This window comes from Actinomadura sp. 7K507, from assembly GCF_004348425.1.
Taxonomy (GTDB): domain Bacteria; phylum Actinomycetota; class Actinomycetes; order Streptosporangiales; family Streptosporangiaceae; genus Spirillospora.
On the sequence record NZ_SMKK01000226.1, the window covers coordinates 1 to 15,417 of the forward strand.

At 69.3% G+C, this 15,417-nt stretch carries 14 protein-coding genes and 2 pseudogenes; 8 read left to right on the top strand and 8 right to left on the bottom strand.

Features of this window, described 5'->3' with window-relative positions; translation table 11 throughout:
• From E1285_RS35700 to dnaA, 5 genes are all read right to left on the bottom strand, one after another.
• Nucleotides 1–564, bottom strand: a 564-nt coding sequence (locus E1285_RS35700; RefSeq protein ID WP_132159008.1) for a DciA family protein, incomplete at its 3' end; no start/stop codon positions are given.
• 12 nt (nt 565–576) lie between these two features.
• The gene (recF, locus tag E1285_RS35705) at nt 577–1,701 is read right to left on the bottom strand and encodes a DNA replication/repair protein RecF (RefSeq protein ID WP_132159021.1); all 1,125 of its coding nucleotides are present in this window, start codon (nt 1,699–1,701) and stop codon (nt 577–579) included.
• 170 nt (nt 1,702–1,871) lie between these two features.
• A complete protein-coding gene (gene gnd, locus E1285_RS35710; protein ID WP_132159009.1) occupies nt 1,872–2,795 on the bottom strand; it encodes a phosphogluconate dehydrogenase (NAD(+)-dependent, decarboxylating) in 924 nt (307 codons plus the stop codon).
• A 126-nt stretch (nt 2,796–2,921) separates the two neighbouring features.
• Nucleotides 2,922–4,064: a DNA polymerase III subunit beta gene (dnaN, locus tag E1285_RS35715; RefSeq protein ID WP_132159010.1), complete on the bottom strand. Its 1,143-nt coding sequence runs from the start codon at nt 4,062–4,064 to the stop codon at nt 2,922–2,924.
• 653 nt (nt 4,065–4,717) lie between these two features.
• Nucleotides 4,718–6,931 (bottom strand): chromosomal replication initiator protein DnaA, encoded by a 2,214-nt coding sequence (gene dnaA / locus E1285_RS35720; protein ID WP_132159011.1) that lies wholly within the window; start codon nt 6,929–6,931, stop codon nt 4,718–4,720.
• Between the two features lie 579 nt (nt 6,932–7,510).
• Here dnaA and rpmH point away from each other — a divergent pair.
• From rpmH to E1285_RS35745, 5 genes and pseudogenes are all read left to right on the top strand, one after another.
• A complete protein-coding gene (rpmH, locus tag E1285_RS35725; RefSeq protein WP_132159012.1) occupies nt 7,511–7,648 on the top strand; it encodes a 50S ribosomal protein L34 in 138 nt (45 codons plus the stop codon).
• A gap of 13 nt (nt 7,649–7,661) precedes the next feature.
• Entirely contained in the window at nt 7,662–8,030 is a 369-nt protein-coding gene (gene rnpA / locus E1285_RS35730) for a ribonuclease P protein component (protein ID WP_132159013.1), read from the top strand.
• A pseudogene (gene yidD, locus E1285_RS47800) lies at nt 8,027–8,302 on the top strand (membrane protein insertion efficiency factor YidD); the annotation flags it as partial. The gene rnpA and the pseudogene yidD, both read left to right, overlap by 4 nt.
• Nucleotides 8,303–8,471: 169 nt before the next feature.
• Entirely contained in the window at nt 8,472–9,548 is a 1,077-nt protein-coding gene (yidC, locus tag E1285_RS35740; protein WP_132159015.1) for a membrane protein insertase YidC, read from the top strand.
• Nucleotides 9,549–9,585: 37 nt separating this feature from the next.
• Nucleotides 9,586–10,071, top strand: a complete 486-nt coding sequence (locus E1285_RS35745) for a R3H domain-containing nucleic acid-binding protein (protein ID WP_132159016.1) — start codon at nt 9,586–9,588, stop codon at nt 10,069–10,071.
• A gap of 186 nt (nt 10,072–10,257) precedes the next feature.
• On the opposite strand, the gene E1285_RS35750 is transcribed toward E1285_RS35745, so the two are convergent.
• On the bottom strand, nt 10,258–10,719 hold the full coding sequence (locus E1285_RS35750; RefSeq protein WP_132159017.1) for a DUF6458 family protein: 462 nt from the start codon (nt 10,717–10,719) through the stop codon (nt 10,258–10,260).
• A 128-nt stretch (nt 10,720–10,847) separates the two neighbouring features.
• Between E1285_RS35750 and rsmG the strand changes: the two genes are divergently transcribed.
• The 3 genes from rsmG (at nt 10,848) to E1285_RS35765 (ending at nt 13,722) form a co-directional block, all read left to right on the top strand.
• Nucleotides 10,848–11,564, top strand: a complete 717-nt coding sequence (rsmG, locus tag E1285_RS35755; RefSeq protein ID WP_165966899.1) for a 16S rRNA (guanine(527)-N(7))-methyltransferase RsmG — start codon at nt 10,848–10,850, stop codon at nt 11,562–11,564.
• 350 nt (nt 11,565–11,914) lie between these two features.
• Nucleotides 11,915–12,730 (top strand): ParA family protein, encoded by an 816-nt coding sequence (locus tag E1285_RS35760; RefSeq protein ID WP_132159022.1) that lies wholly within the window; start codon nt 11,915–11,917, stop codon nt 12,728–12,730.
• On the top strand, nt 12,727–13,722 hold the full coding sequence (locus tag E1285_RS35765; RefSeq protein ID WP_132159019.1) for a ParB/RepB/Spo0J family partition protein: 996 nt from the start codon (nt 12,727–12,729) through the stop codon (nt 13,720–13,722). The genes E1285_RS35760 and E1285_RS35765 overlap by 4 nt, the downstream gene beginning before the upstream one ends.
• Nucleotides 13,723–14,119: 397 nt before the next feature.
• On the opposite strand, the gene E1285_RS35770 is transcribed toward E1285_RS35765, so the two are convergent.
• Together E1285_RS35770 and E1285_RS35775 are read right to left on the bottom strand one after the other, a co-directional pair.
• Complete coding sequence (locus tag E1285_RS35770) at nt 14,120–14,770, bottom strand: DNA methyltransferase (protein ID WP_165966900.1); 651 nt, start codon at nt 14,768–14,770, stop codon at nt 14,120–14,122.
• A 491-nt stretch (nt 14,771–15,261) separates the two neighbouring features.
• Nucleotides 15,262–15,417, bottom strand: a pseudogene (locus tag E1285_RS35775) (D-alanine--D-alanine ligase); the annotation flags it as partial.

A 15,417-nucleotide genomic window follows, 5' to 3' on the forward strand; every position in this document is an offset into this window, starting at 1 on the left:
GCGGGGGCCTGAGGAGGGGCCCACGACCTTTACGCGGCGGACGGTGCCGTGGCCCAGTTCCTCGTTCAGTCGCCGGACGAGGGTGGACGACAGCAGGCGCAGTTGCGTCGCCCAGGTGGTCGAGTCGGCGGTGACGGTCAGCTCGCCGTCCTCGAAGTGCTCCGGGCGGGTGTGCTCGGCCAGTTCGGCGCCGACGATGCCGGCCCAGTTGCCGAACACGCCGCCGACCGCCGCCCGCTGCTCCCAGCCGCGGTTCGCGAGCAGATCGCGGATCGCCGCGCCGAACAGCTTGGGGTCGCCGCCCCGTCCGGGGTCCCTGACCCGGACGACCCGTCCGGCGTTCTTGCGCTTGCCGTTCTGCCCGGGGAGCGTGCCGCGTTTCAGGGCGTCCGCCTTCGCCTGGGCGAGGGCCTCGCGCGCCAGCTCGATCCCCGACTTGGCCTGCGTCCCGTTCTCGACCTCGTCAGCGGGACCGTGCGCGGAGCCGGTGGATCGGGTGTCGTCCGGACGTGAGGTTGGTGCCGGGTCGGGGGAGTTGTGCACATCCTGTGGATCATCGTTCACGCGCTCGCCCCTTCAGTCTCGGACTACCTGGCCGTCGGAGACGGTATACGAACCCCCCGTCAGTTCGGCCGGTACATCGGCGGGGACGGCCGCCGTGACGAGGACCTGCTCGGCCTGGGCGACCATCTCGGCCAGCCGGCTGCGGCGGCCGGTGTCCAGTTCGGCGAACACGTCGTCGAGGATCAGGACCGGGTCGTCGCCGTCCGCCCGCAGCAGGTCGAACGCGGCCAGCCGCAGACCCAGCGCCAGCGACCACGACTCACCGTGGCTGGCGTAGCCGCGCGCCGGCAGCTCCCCCAGCCGCAGGACGAGCTCGTCACGGTGCGGCCCGACAAGGCTCACTCCGCGTTCGAGCTCCTGCTTGCGTGACTCTCCCACCGCCGCCAGCAGTTGCTCGGCGAGTTGTCCACGGTCTGTGGACAACTCCACGTCCCCCAGCGAACTCTTGTAGTGCAGGTCGGCGGCGTCACTGGCCGGCGCGAGCGCCGCGTAGGCGCGGACGACGAGGGGATGGAGCGCGGCGACCAGGTCCAGCCGTGCCGCCAGGAGCTCCGACCCGGTACGTGCCAGGTGGGAATCCCACACGTCCAGCGTCGCGAGCACCTCCGGCCCGGGGGAGCGCCTGTGCGCGGCCGCCGACTTCAGCAGCGCGTTGCGCTGCTTGAGGACGCGGTCATAGTCGGACCGCACCCCCGCGAAGCGCGGAGCCCGCGCGGTCAGCAGCTCGTCCATGAACCGCCGCCGCTCCCCCGGGTCGCCCTTCACCAGCGAGAGGTCCTCCGGGGCGAACAGGACCGTCCGCAGCATCCCCAGGATCTCGCGCGGCCTGGGGACGGGGGACCGGTTGAGCCGCGCCCGGTTCGCCTTCCCCGGGTTGATCTCCAGCTCGATCAGCGCCTTGCGGTCGTCCTTCACCACCCCGGCCCGCACGATCGCGCGCGGCGCGCCGTGCCGGACCAGCGGGGCGTCCGTCGCCGCCCTGTGGCTTCCGTGCGAGGCGACGTATGCGATGGCCTCGACCAGGTTCGTCTTCCCCTGCCCGTTCGGGCCCACGAACGCGGTGACCCCGGGCTCGAGCCCGACCTCGGCGGCCGGGTACGAGCGGAAGTCCTGGAGCGAAAGGTGGGCGACGTGCACGATCAACGAGCGTAGAGCCTCCAGCACCCGCACAGCGCACACCCCCGCGTCCACCCACATCCACAGCCTCCCGCCTGCTTGCGGCTGACCCGCTCACAAGAATCGGGGAGGCCGGTGCCGTCCCGGAAGGGGAACCGGAATTGTGGATAACTCTCGGCGACCTGCCCGGGTCAGACGGCGGGCGGGTTCACGTCGGCGCCGGGGGAGTCGCCGTCGCCGCCCGCGGCCTCGACCGCGTGGCCGCCGAACTGCTTGCGGAGGGCGGCGACGACCCGCATCGCGGGCGACTCGTCCTGGCGGGACGCGAACCGCGCGAACAGGGACGCGCTGATGGCGGGCAGGGGGACCGCGTGCTCGACCGCGGCCTGGACCGTCCAGCGGCCCTCGCCGGAGTCGTTGGCGTAGCCGCGGAGGTCGTCCAGTTCGGGATCCTCGGCCAAGGCCCGGTTGAGCAGGTCCAGCAGCCAGGACCGGATGACCGTGCCCTCCTGCCAGCTCAGGAACGTCTCCGGCACCTTGGTCACGAGGTCGCTGGCCTCGATCAGCTCGAAGCCCTCACCGAACGCCTGCATCATCGCGTACTCGATGCCGTTGTGGACCATCTTCACGAAGTGCCCGGCACCGGCCTTGCCGGAGTGGACGAAGCCGAACTCGCCGGGCGGCTTGAGCGTCTCGAAGACCGGCATCAGGCGCTTCACGTTCTCGTCGGTGCCGCCGACCATGAGCGCGTAGCCGTTCTCCAGCCCCCACACGCCGCCGCTCACGCCGCAGTCCACGAACCCGATGCCCTTGGCGGACAGCTCCTCGTCGTGCTTCTGGTCGTCCACATAGTGTGAATTACCGCCGTCGACGACCAGATCGCCGGGCTGGAGGATTTCCCCCAGGCTGTGGATAGTGTCCTCGGTCGCCTGGCCGGCGGGCACCATCACCCACACGGCGCGCGGCGGAGACAGCCGCTCGACCAGCTCCTCGACGGAGCCGACGTCGCTGATGCCCGGGTCGCGGTCATAGCCGATGACCGTGTGGCCTCCCCGGCGCAACCGCTCGGCCATGTTGCCGCCCATCTTGCCCAGGCCGATGATCCCAAGCTCCATGAAGCTCACTCTCCCCTGTGCCCGACCGCACGCGTACACGACCGCACGCGCCGGTCCCACGCGCGTGGCTCATTGCTCTTACCCGGACAGCGTGCCTTACCCGGACGGCGCGCGGATCGCGCTCCCCTACCCGGACAGCCGGACAGGCATGATCAGGTAGCGGTAGTTCGGGTTCTCGCCGTCCTGCGGCGGCTTGCCCGTGAGGACGGCCGGCTTCGTCGGCGTGGTGAAGGACAGCCGGGCGACGTCCGAGCCGATCGCAGAGAGCCCGTCGAGGAGGAACGCGGGGTTGAAGGCGATGTCGATGTCCTCGCCTTCGAGGGACGCCTCCAGGGCCTCCACGGCCTGAGCCTCGTCCCCCGTCCCGGCCTCCAGGACGACCTCGCCCTGGCTGAACGAGCACCGCACAGGGGTGTTGCGCTCAGCGACCAGGGACACGCGCTTGACCGCCTCGATGAACGGCGCGGTCGGGATCTCGGCGAGGCCCGCGTACTCGCTCGGCAGCAGCGACCGGTACTTGACGAAGTCGCCGTCCAGGAGGCGGGACGTGGTCCGGCGGCCGCCGCCCTCGAAACCGATCATGCCTTCGCCGGTGCCGCCGGTCCCGCCGAGCGCGATCGACACCTCGGCGCCCGCCGTCAGCGACTTGGCGGTGTCGGCGAGCGTCTTGGCGGGGACGAGCGCGACGGCGGAGAAGTCGGGACGCTCCGGCTTCCAGTGCATCTCGCGGACGGCCAGCCTGTAGCGGTCCGTCGACGCCAGCGTGACGGTCTCGCCCTCGATCTCCACACGGACGCCGGTCAGCATCGGGATCGTGTCGTCCTTGCCTGCGGCGATCGCGACCTGGGAGACGGCCGCTGCGAACTCGTCACTGCCCACGGACCCCGCGGCCGGCGGCATCTCCGGAAGGGTGGGGTAGTCCTCCACAGGCATGGTGAGGAGTGTGAACTTCGCGCTGCCACAGCGGAGCATCACCTTCGCGCCATCTGTCGTCACCTCCACAGGGTGGGGAGGAAGGCTGCGCGAGATCTCTGCGAGGAGGCGGCCGGACACCAGTGCCGTCCCGGCCTCCTCTACGTCAATCTCCGTGGACACCTGGGCGGAGACCTCGTAGTCGAACGCGGACAGCTTCAGCCTGTCGCTGTTCTCCTCGCCCCCGGCGACGATGTGCATGCCCGCGAGGACCGGTACCGGGGGCCGGACCGGAAGCGTGCGTGCGGTCCAGGCGACGGCGTCGGCGAGGGCGTCTCTGTCGATGCGGAATTTCAAGTGGACCCGCCTCCTGCAGGTGTCGGACAACGGTGAGGTGATCCGGGCTCGGTCCGGGCGCTCGGGGCAGGTTGTCCCCAGGCCCTGACTTGAGATGGATCTTTCCTTGGATAGAGAAGTAGTGCAGTACCAGTAATAGGGGCTGTGGACACCGTGGACAGAGCACGTCTTCGCAGGTGAGAGTGCGTTTCTCTGTCCACCGGTGCTGTGCATCGGGAGTGGACGGCGCGGCGGCGCCTGGGGACGGCGAAAACATCCCCACACGTCGTCCTCATGTCATCCCCCGGTTTTCCACGAGTTCTCCACGGGTATGCCTAGGGTTTCGCCGGCCTGTGTACAGGGGACGTGTGGTCGACCGAGCCGTCCCCAAGCGCGTCCCCAAGTCTTCCACCGGTTGTCCCCAGGAAGCCGGGTGCCGGTGCACAGCGGTCCACATCCCGTCCACTGTTCATCCTCAGGTTCTCCAGGGGTTGCCCACCGGGTTATCCACGAAAATCCCCAGAGTTTTCCACAACTTGTGAGTAGCGACTTCGGTTCTCGGGGGATGCGCGTCTTTTGCCGGTTTCGTGGGCCGGGCAGGGTGTGGACGGAACGATCGAGCCCTGTCCACATGGGTCGCGCGGGTCTGTCCACAGTGTGTACGCCGGGGCCCGTCAGCGCTTGCGGGCCTGGTGCTTGATACGTCCGGTCAGCTCCGTGACCTGGTTGTATATGGCACGGCGCTCGGCCATCAGCGACCGGATCTTGCGTTCGGCGTGCATGACCGTCGTGTGGTCGCGGCCCCCGAACTGCTGCCCGATCTTGGGGAGGGACAGTTCCGTCAGCTCCCGGCACAGGTACATCGCGATCTGCCGGGCGGTGACGAGCATCCGCGAACGCGACGGCCCGCACAGGTCCTCGATCGTCGTCCCGAAGTACTCCACCGTCTGCGCCATGATCATCGCAGCGGTGATCTCGGGACCGGAGTCGTTGGGGATGAGGTCCTTCAGGACGATCTCGGCGAGCTTCATGTCCACCGACTGCCGGTTCAGGCTCGCGAACGCCGTCACCCGGATCAGCGCGCCCTCCAGCTCGCGGATGTTCGTCGCGATCTGCGAGGCGATGAACTCCAGCACGTCGGGCGGCGCGGCCAGGCCCTCCTGGCGCGCCTTCTTCTGCAGGATCGCGATCCGCGTCTCGAGTTCGGGCGGCTGGACGTCCGTCGTCAGCCCCCACTCGAACCGGTTGCGCAGCCGGTCCTCCAGCGTCACCAGTTCCTTGGGCGGACGATCACTGGAGATCACGATCTGCTTGCTGGCGTTGTGCAGCGTGTTGAAGGTGTGGAAGAACTCCTCCTGCGTCTGCTCCTTGCCCTCAAGGAACTGGATGTCGTCGACGAGGAGGATGTCCACATCCCGGTAGCGGCGGCGGAACCCGTCGGCCTTTCCGTCACGGATCGAGTTGATGAAGTCGTTCGTGAATTCCTCGGAACTCACGTAGCGGACGCGTGCCCCATTGAAGAGGCTCTGCGCGTAATGCCCGATCGCGTGGAGAAGGTGCGTCTTGCCGAGGCCCGAGTCGCCGTAGACGAACAGCGGGTTGTACGCCTTGGCCGGCTGCTCGGCCACCGCCACGGCGGCCGCGTGCGCGAACCTGTTCGACGACCCGATGACGAACGTCTCGAACGTGTACTTGGGGTTCAGCCGAGCGTGCTCGGACGCGCCGGACCCCGTCCCTCCGCCGGCGCCTCCCGGCACCGGGGCGGGCTTCCGTGATTCGGAGCCTTCGTCGTCCCGGAAGGGGCCATCGCCGCGGTAGGGCTCCTCACCGCGGTACTGCTGCTGCTGCTCGCCGCCGCCGTATTGCTCGGGACCGCCGCCGTACTGGTCCGCCCCTGCGTACTGCTGCTCGCCCTTGGCGAACGACGGGTCTCCAGCTTGGAACGTGTCCTCCGGGCGTCCGAGCTGTGGCTCGTTCCCACCGTGCTGGGATTCGTGGCCCTGCTGCTCGGTGCGGCCGCCGCCCTGACGCTGCGGGCCCAGCGTGCGGTCGTTCAGATGCGAATGCGGGGGCCGACCGGGGGCCTCTCCACGGAAACCCTCGTCCTGGCCCCCGTAACCGGGGTAGCTCTGCGGGCCGCGTCCTGCGTGCGGGGCCGGGCCTCGTCCACCTGGACCCGCCCCATAAGCGGGCGAGCGGGGAGCCGGTGGATAGGGGCCACGGTCCTCGTCCTGAGGCTGTGGATAACCTCCCCCGGGTGGCCCGGGGCTGTGGGTAACTCCCGGCTTAGGCCGGTACCCCTGGTCGCCGAACGACTGCTCCGGATACGGACGATCCGACCGCTCCCCGTAGGACGGATCGCTGTAGGAGGGATCGCCGTAGGAAGGGTCGCTGTAGGGCGGATCCCCGTACTGCTGCTCCCCGTAACCCTGATCGGTATAGGGCCGATCCCGGTCACGGTCGTCCTGTGGGCGGTCACCGTAGTGGTCGCCATAAGAAGGTGTGGGTTCGTGCATCCCGAGTCCGGCCCCTGGCCCGGGGATCGGCGCGGAAAGGGGCTCGCCGGCCCCCGGCCGCGAAGCCTGCCCGGGGCCCGGTCCAGGCCCAGGTCCGGCGCCGGGCGTGATGGGCGGCTCCGGCTGGACGGTCACCGCGACCCGGATCTCCCGGCCCAGCTCACGCGACAGCGCCTGCGTGATGAGGTTGCGCAGCCGGGTCTCCAGCGCGTCCTTGGCGAACTCGTTCGGGGCCGCGAGCAGAGCCGTCCCCTCCACCAGCGCCAGCGGGCGGACCATCGGCAGCCATGCACGGTAACTCGGAGACAGATCGCTCTCTGACAACGCCGTGAGGGTGCGGGCCCAGACCGATCCGAGATCCTGACCGTCCATGCGCAAGGTCCCCTCCCCCTCCGTTCGACGGAGTACCTGACTGCCCGGCTTTCCCACGAGTTGCGATCAGCCTCACAGGGCACGGCCGCGACGCGGAAGCCTCACTCTCTCACGAGTTGTCCACAGAGTTGTCCACATGCTGTGTATAGGCATGGGGTGCCTGTGCAAAACCGTGCCGCGGGTCCGGCGAAAGAGATCGGGAAACTGCCGGCCTGCTGAGGGCCGGTGCGGGGCGGTTCTCGAACGGGGGATGTGTGGAGCAGAACACCGACATCAGATCGTCGAATTCGTCGGAGGGGCGTCGGCTCGCCGGACGACCCTAACCGTTGCGGGCCACACCCGCAACACACCTTCTCCCCGGCCTCATCCCCGCCCTCGGCCGTCCCCCGCGTTTGACCCGGTACCCGGGTTGCCCGTAACGTGCTGAGGTCGAGTCGCATCGACGGAGATGACGCGTGCCCGCCGGCAGCCCCCTCAGGCAAGCACGGGTGGGCCCCCGCTGCGGGGGACCGGACGCGGCCCTCGATGCGAGACATCGCGCCTTCCGAGAACGAACCGACCGCAGCCCTGGAGCCTCAAGTGAGCAAGCGTACTTTCCAGCCGAACAACCGTCGTCGCCACAAGAAGCACGGCTTCCGGCTGCGCATGCGCACTCGCGCCGGCCGGGCGATCCTGACCAACCGGCGCGGCAAGGGCCGCTCCCGCATCGCGGTCTGACCACCACTTCATTGTGCTGCCGTCCGGAAACCGGATGCGGCGGCGGGACGACTTCACGTTGGCCGTCCGGCGCGGTCGCCGCGCTGGACGGCCAAATGTCGTCGTTCACCTGCTTCACCCGGAAGAGACCCCCGCTCCCGCCGGCCCGCCGCTGGTCGGGTTCATCGTGGCGCGCACCGTCGGCAATGCCGTCGTCCGCAACTCCGTACGACGGCGGCTCCGGCACCTGATGCGCCCGCACCTCGACCGCCTCGCAGCGGGTAGCCTGCTCGTAGTGCGCGCCAACCCCCGGGCGGGGACGGCGCGCCCTGATGAAGTGGCCGCGGATCTGGAGTCGGCGCTCGACCGGCTGCTGCGGCCCGCGTCCAAGGGGCGAAGATGAGGAGTCGGCAGGGGACGGTGCTCCCCTCGCAAAACCCGGGGTCCCCGGGCCCCGTCGCGACCCTGCTGATCCTTCTCGTCCGCGCCTACCGCCGCTTCTTGAGTCCCCTGCTCGGGCAGCAGTGCAGATTTCAGCCCAGCTGCAGCGCCTACGGCCTGGAGTCGCTCCAGACGCACGGGGCGCCGCGCGGCACGTGGCTGACGATCCGCCGGATCGCGCGGTGCCACCCCTTCCACCCCGGGGGGTACGACCCTGTGCCGCCGAAGAAGTCGTCCGAGACGCCTTACTCCGGGGAACCCGGGGGACATGTCCCCCAGGAACGATCGACCCCATACGAAGGGTCTGGGGAGTCGTCCCCCCACAGGCGATCCACGGCGGCTTCTCCGAACTCCCGCCGCGAGGAGAGCGGCCCCGCCCTAGCAGAGTCCAAGGAGCTGCCCGGTGCTTGATTGGTTGTATGAGATCGTCTCTCAGCTCATCGTGTGGATTCACACGGGGCTGAGCACCGTCGTCCCCCAAGACAGTGGATGGGCCTGGGGCGGCTCGATCATTCTCCTGACGGTCCTGCTGCGGGTCCTCCTCGTTCCCCTGTTCGTGAAGCAGATCCACGCTTCGCGGAAGATGCAGGAGCTGAACCCCAAGGTCCAGGCGCTGCGCAAGAAGTACAAGAACGACAAGCAGCGCATGAACCAGGAGGTCATGAAGCTCTACCAGGAGAACGGCGCCAACCCGCTGTCGGGCTGCCTGCCCCTCCTGGTGCAGATGCCGATCTTCATCGGGTTGTTCCAGACGCTGCAGAAGATCTCCGACGCCGACCCTGGCGAGAGCGTCTTCGCCGTCTCGGCGGACCTGGTGGCGAGCGCGCAGCACGCCAGCATCTTCGGTGCCCACATCCCGGACACCTTCCTCAACGCCTGGGGTTCGGACCCCAAGAGCTGGACCGCCATCGTCATCACCGCCGTCGCCGTGGTGATCAGCTCGGTCACGACGTTCTTCACCGTCCGGGCGAGCATGAAGCGCCAGCCCGTCACCGACGAGAACAACCCGATGATGCAGGCGCAGAAGATGATGGTCTTCATGGCGCCGCTGTTCGGCCTGTTCGGTCTCGGCTTCCCGCTCGGCGTCCTCATGTACTGGGTCACGTCCAACAGCTGGACGCTGGCGCAGCAGCACTACATCTTCAAGAGGTACCCGCCGCCCAACACGGACGACGACACGCCGCCGACCGGCACCAAGTCCGGCGGCAAGTCGGGCGCCAAGACCGGGACGAAGGCGGGCACGAAGACCGGAACCAAGTCGGGCTCCAAGACCGGAACCAAGACTGGTGCCAAGCCGGGCACGAAGGCGGGCGCCAAGACCGCCGGGTCGAAGAACGGCCAGTCCCCGTCCGGCAAGGCGAAGCTGAAGAAGGAGGAGGCGGACACCGTCCCCGAAGACGAGGACGAGAAGCCGAAGGTCGTCCGCAATCAGCCGACCCGCAAGTCGCGCAGCAAGCGCAGCGGCACCCAGAAGCGCTAGTTTGATCCCCGAGCACGTGCCGGAGAAGGAGACCCCGTTGACCCAGACCGACACCACCGAGGTCGACGTCCAGGCGCTCGAGCAGGAAGGCGAGATCGCCGCCGACTACATCGAGGGCCTCCTGGACATCGGTGACTATGACGGCGACATCGACATGGACGTCGAGGGCGAGCGCGCGATGGTCGCCGTCGTCGGCGCCGACCTGGACGAGCTGGTCGGCAAGCGCGGCGAGGTCCTGGAGGCGCTGCAGGAGCTGACCCGCCTCGCCGTCCACCGGCAGACCGGCAACCGCACCCGCCTCATGCTCGACGTCGGCGGCTACCGCGAGCGCCGCCGCGCCGAACTGACCAAGCTGGGCACCGACGTCGCGGACGAGGTCAAGCAGGCCGGCGAATCGAAGCCGCTCGCGCCGATGACCCCGTTCGAACGCAAGATCGTCCACGACGCGGTCGCCGCCGCGGGCCTGCGCAGCGAGTCCGAAGGCGAAGAACCCGACCGCTACGTGGTCGTCTACCCCGCCTGACACGCCGAGGCCGACCGTCCGACGGTCGGCCTCGACCGACGAACCAGACCCGAACGGCCCCGGTGCCCACGCACCGGGGCCGTTCGCATCTGGGCAGGGAGGGCCCCGCGCCCTGCCCGGCGCGGGGCCCCGTAGCCCGGTGTGCACCGCCGCCCAAGCACACCGGGCGGTATCTGACGACCGAGGTCATCTCCTGGCGGCGCGGCGCCACCGGCGGCGCTGCCGGACGGGCCGTCCGGCGGCGTCGATGACGGCCGCGTTCTCCTCGGCCGGGTCCTGGGCGTATGCCGGGTCCTGCGCGTAGGCGGGGTCCTGGGCGACGTGCCCCTGCGGCACCTCGTCCGCCGGGTGCTCGATCACGCGTTCGACTCGCTGACCTGGACGGCCGGCGGGCGGCGGGTCCTCGATGACGTGCTCCTCGTGGACCACGGTCCCCGGCTCGTCCCCGTAGGCGGGATCCGCGCCGACGACACGGCCGGCCCGCCGCCGCGGACGCGTGTACTTGAGGGTGAATCCCAGGCTGATGAGCCCCACCAGGATCAGGATCCAGCCGACCAGGGTGATGTTGATGCCGCTGAGGTCGACTTGGAGCGCGAACGCGAGGATCGCGCCGATGGTGATGAACGCGAGGCTGACTCCGATTCCCATCTGTCGGAGCCTCCTTCCGGGGGTTGGGCGACACTGCGCCCCTACCCGATGGGCCTCGATTATGCGGAGGGTCATGTGGTTCTCGCCATAACGCAAGGGTCGGCCAACCCGGCGCCCGGACGTTTCGCATGCACGCCCCCGCTGGTTTATGTGGAACGATTCGTCTGGTGGGGATTGCACGTGAGGTATTCGGTGAAGCGCTGCCGCTCGCGGAGCGCTACGCGGCGTTCCTCGCGCAGGCCGGGGTCGAGCGCGGGCTCATCGGGCCGCGCGAGGTCGACCGTCTTTGGGAACGCCATCTGATCAACTGCGCGGTGGTGGCCGAGGTGATTCCGGAGGACGCGCAGGTCGTGGACGTCGGCTCGGGTGCGGGGCTCCCAGGGGTCGTCCTCGCGATCGTCCGGCCCGACCTGCGGGTCACCCTGCTGGAACCGCTGCTGCGGCGCACCACGTTCCTGGACGAGTGCGTCGAGATGCTCGGCCTGCCGAACGTCGAGGTGCGCAGGGGCCGGGCCGAGGACGTGGCCGGCGAGTTCTCCGTCGACGTGGCCACCGCGCGAGCCGTCGCACCGCTCGCCCGTCTCGCGACATGGGCGCTACCGCTGCTGCGCCCGGGAGGCGAGATGCTCGCCCTCAAGGGCGAGCGCGCCGCAGCCGAGCTCGAAGAGGCGAAAACGGTACTGGACCGCTTCGGAGTCCGTTCCACGGAACTGCTTCAAGTCGGGCAAGGTATGGTCGATCCGCCGACAACGCTCGTCCGTGTGGTCGCCGGCCGTGGCGAGGTTGTCGGGCGACGACAGCGCGCACCCCGGCGTGCCAAAGGGTCGAGGAAGAGGTCTTCATGAGCACGGGACCAGGGCTGGGCCGGCCTGACCGCGCCGACGAATCCCCCGACGAACAGCCGTCCGGCCTGGACGGAACCGGCGAGGACGATGCCCCGGCGGCGTCCCTCACCGGATCGTGGGAGGAGGCGGCTCCGGGCAGCGTTCCGGGAGCCGCGCCCTCCGGACACGCGTTGTGGGGCACCACGACGTCCGGTACTGCGGAGAACGTCGGTTACGTACCGACGAACACCGGCGGCGCACCGCCACCGGGGCCGCGCAAGGCACCATCTCAGGGGGAGTCAGAACTCGTGCGCGAGGCGCTCAAGGACGCCAAGGTTTCACATGAAACATCGGCCGCAGCGGTCAGGACGATGCCCGGCCGCAGGGACAGGGAGTGGCCGCGGCCGGACCGATGCCGCATCATCACGATCGCCAACCAGAAGGGCGGCGTCGGCAAGACCACCAGTTCGGTGAACATCGCCGCATCGCTCGCCATGCACGGCGCGCAGGTGCTCGTGGTGGACCTCGACCCCCAGGGCAACGCTTCCACGGCCCTCGGCGTCGATCACCATGCGGAGGTCCCGTCGATCTACGACGTGCTGATCGAGGACACGGCGCTCGCCGACATCGTCGTCCCGGCGGCGGAGATCCCCAACCTCTTCTGCGCGCCCGCGACGCTCAACCTCGCCGGAGCCGAGATCGAACTCGTCTCCAAGGTGGCCCGCGAGTCGCGGCTGCGCCGGGCGCTCGACGCCTACGACACCGACAAGTTCGACTACGTCCTGATCGACTGCCCGCCGTCGCTCGGCCTGCTCACGGTCAACGCCCTCGTCGGCGGGGACGAACTGCTCATCCCGATCCAGTGCGAGTACTACGCGCTGGAGGGCCTCGGGCAGCTCATCCGGACCGTCGACCTCGTCAAGGCGCACCTCAACCAGAAGCTGCGGGTGTCCACGATCCTGCTCACGATGTACGACGCCCGGACGCGCCTCGCCGCACAGGTCGCCGAGGACGTCCGCAACCACTTCGGCGACGTCGTCCTCAACACCGTGATCCCCCGCAGCGTCCGGGTCTCCGAGGCCCCGAGCTACGGGCAGTCCGTCATGACCTACGACCCCGGTTCGAGCGGCGCCCTCGCCTACAGCGAGGCCGCCTCGGAGATGGCCCACGGAGGATCTGTCCAGTGAGCCAGCAGCGACGTGGCCTGGGTAAGGGGCTCGGCGCCCTCATTCCCACCAGCCCGCCCCCGTCGGCGTCCAGCGAGATGGACGGTGTCGGCGAGCCGGGATTCCCGGGCGACCCCGTCCCGTCCAACGGCGCCGCGGGCTCCGAACCGGCGCTCGAACCGGTTGCCGGCGCCCATTTCGCCGAACTCCCCCTCAGCTCGATCACCGTCAACCCGCGTCAGCCGCGCGAGCACTTCGACGAGCAGGCCCTGGCGGAGCTCGCCGAGTCGATCGGCATCGTCGGTCTCCTGCAGCCGATCGTCGTCCGCAGGACCCCGTCGGGCGAGCATGACTACGAGCTCATCATGGGTGAGCGCCGCTGGCGCGCGTCCCAGATGGCGGGGTTGGACGTCATCCCGGCGATCGTCCGCGACACGGGCGACAACGACCTCCTCCGTGACGCCCTCATGGAGAACCTCCACCGCCAGCAGCTCAACCCGCTGGAGGAGGCGGCCGCGTACCAGCAGCTGCTCCAGGACTTCGGCGCCACCCACGAGCAGCTCGCCGGACGCATCGGACGATCGCGGCCGCACATCACGAACACGCTCCGGCTGCTGAACCTGCCGCCCGCCGTCCAGCGCCGCGTTGCCGCGGGCGTCCTGTCCGCCGGGCACGCCCGCGCCCTGCTCTCCCTCGACAGCACCGAGGCGCAGGAGCACCTGGCGCAGCGCATCGTCCAGGAAGGCCTCTCCGTCCGCGCGCTCGAGGAGCTCATCGCGCTCCGCGACGTCGACGACGAACCGAAGGCCCCGCGGCAGGGCCGCCGCAAGAAGCCCGTCGCCCCCGGCCTCAAGGAACTCGCCGACCGACTCTCCGACCGGTACGAGACCAAGGTCCGCGTCGACATGGGCCGCAGCAAGGGCAAGATCGTGGTCGAGTTCGCCACCCTGGAGGACCTGGACCGCATCATCAAGTCGATGGCTCCGGACGAAGACAACACCAGCGAACCCTGATCCCCTACCTCCACCAGCGCCCGGAACCAACCACCGGGGCGCTTCGCTGTGACAGCTGCCAGAACGAACCTCCCCGCCCCCTCGCACGGCGGCCGAGGCGAGGGCCCGCCGCGATGCGTCGGTCGAGATCGCCGGATGTGGGTCCCCCCATGTTTCCCGTGAAACATCGCCCCACCATCAGAGGCCGACTTCGATGACCGGCCGACAGGCCCCGCTGTCCGGTGGCAGCGTGCCATGGCCGTTCCGCGTATACCGGCGATCGTGGGTCGGGCCGCTGGTTCCCCGGGGTGGACCTGCCGATCCGATGTGTGTGTGGACGCTCGGCGGTGGTGCAGGTCGATGCGCAGAGGTGCGTCCGTGTAGCCGTACAGGAGTCATGTGACGCGGTGGACCGGTGTCACGGTGCCGTGCTCGGAACGCCGTAGTGGTCATAGACGAGGACATGGGCGTGGTCGTATCCCGGGCCGGCCTCTGCGCCGCTGGTGTTGACGCGGACCAGGTCATCGCGCAGGACGAAGATCTCGCTCAGTACGGCCCCGAGCTGCCACACCAGCGGACGAGTTCGGCTGCCCTCGCGTAGCTGGGAGACCTCCACGGCGACCGTGGCGCCCGGGGCCAGCAGCCGGGCGAAACCGGTGAACAGGCGACGGGCGTCGGCGAGATAGGTCGCCGTGTCGTCGGCTCGCTCGCCGGTTCGGAAGCTGCCATAGGGAGGGCTGGTGAACATCAGGGCGAACGGCGGCCACGGCGTCGCCGTGAGTTCCTCGCTGCGCCCGTGCACCACCCGATCCGGATCACTGAGGCGTGCGGCGCTGAAGGCGGCGCGCTGCTCGTCGACATCGCAGCCGACCGCATGTCGGCCTAGGCGCTCGGCCACTACCAAAGTGGTGCCGAAACCACAGAAGGGGTCGATGATCCAGTCCCCGGGTGCGGAGTAGCGCTCGATGACATGTTCGGCGACGGCCTTCGGAAACCGGAAGAACGACGGCCCGTCGTAGTCGATCGGCTCCAGCGATCCCTCAACGGCGAACCATGAACGGTGACGCACAGTTCCCTCCCTGGCCGGAACCGAGCCTGTTCGACTGCCTCTACACGTTTGCCCGTACCCGACTCTGCGCGTCAAGGGGAGCGCCGGTAACGCTAGTCCAGCCGTCAGTCTGGCTGTCCGCTGCGGGGCGTTGGTTGGGATGCGGACGTGGTTGTCGTGAGGTGATGGGTAGGGCGGAGGCGCATTGGGCGATCGGCGGGCGGTCGTCGGGTTGGTTGCCCAGGGGGAGGCGGTGTTTCACGGGAAACGTCTGGGGGCCGGTGGCCTTGGGGGCGGGCTGGCTCGTCGCCCTGTCTCCCCCGTGCGGCGTCTGGCGGGTCGATCGTCTCGCGTCGAGCAGTGTGCTGCTGCGGCAGCGCAGCGTCATGGTTGGCGTGGCGCTCTATCTTGATCGCTTGTGCCGGGGGCGGGGATCTGTCGCGACTGGATGGTGCGTAAGCCGTTGGGGGCGAGGGTTTCACGTGAAACCGGGACGGCGGTGGCCGGTTGGTTCAGGGGGTGTGGGAGAGGAGGAGGTCTCGGCAGACTTCGCCCAAGTCGAGGCCGGCGCCGCTGATGGCTCGGGGAAAAAGGCTTGTCTCGGTCATGCCGGGGGCGACGTTGACTTCGAGGAAGTGGACCTCGTCGTCCGGGGACACGATCAGGTC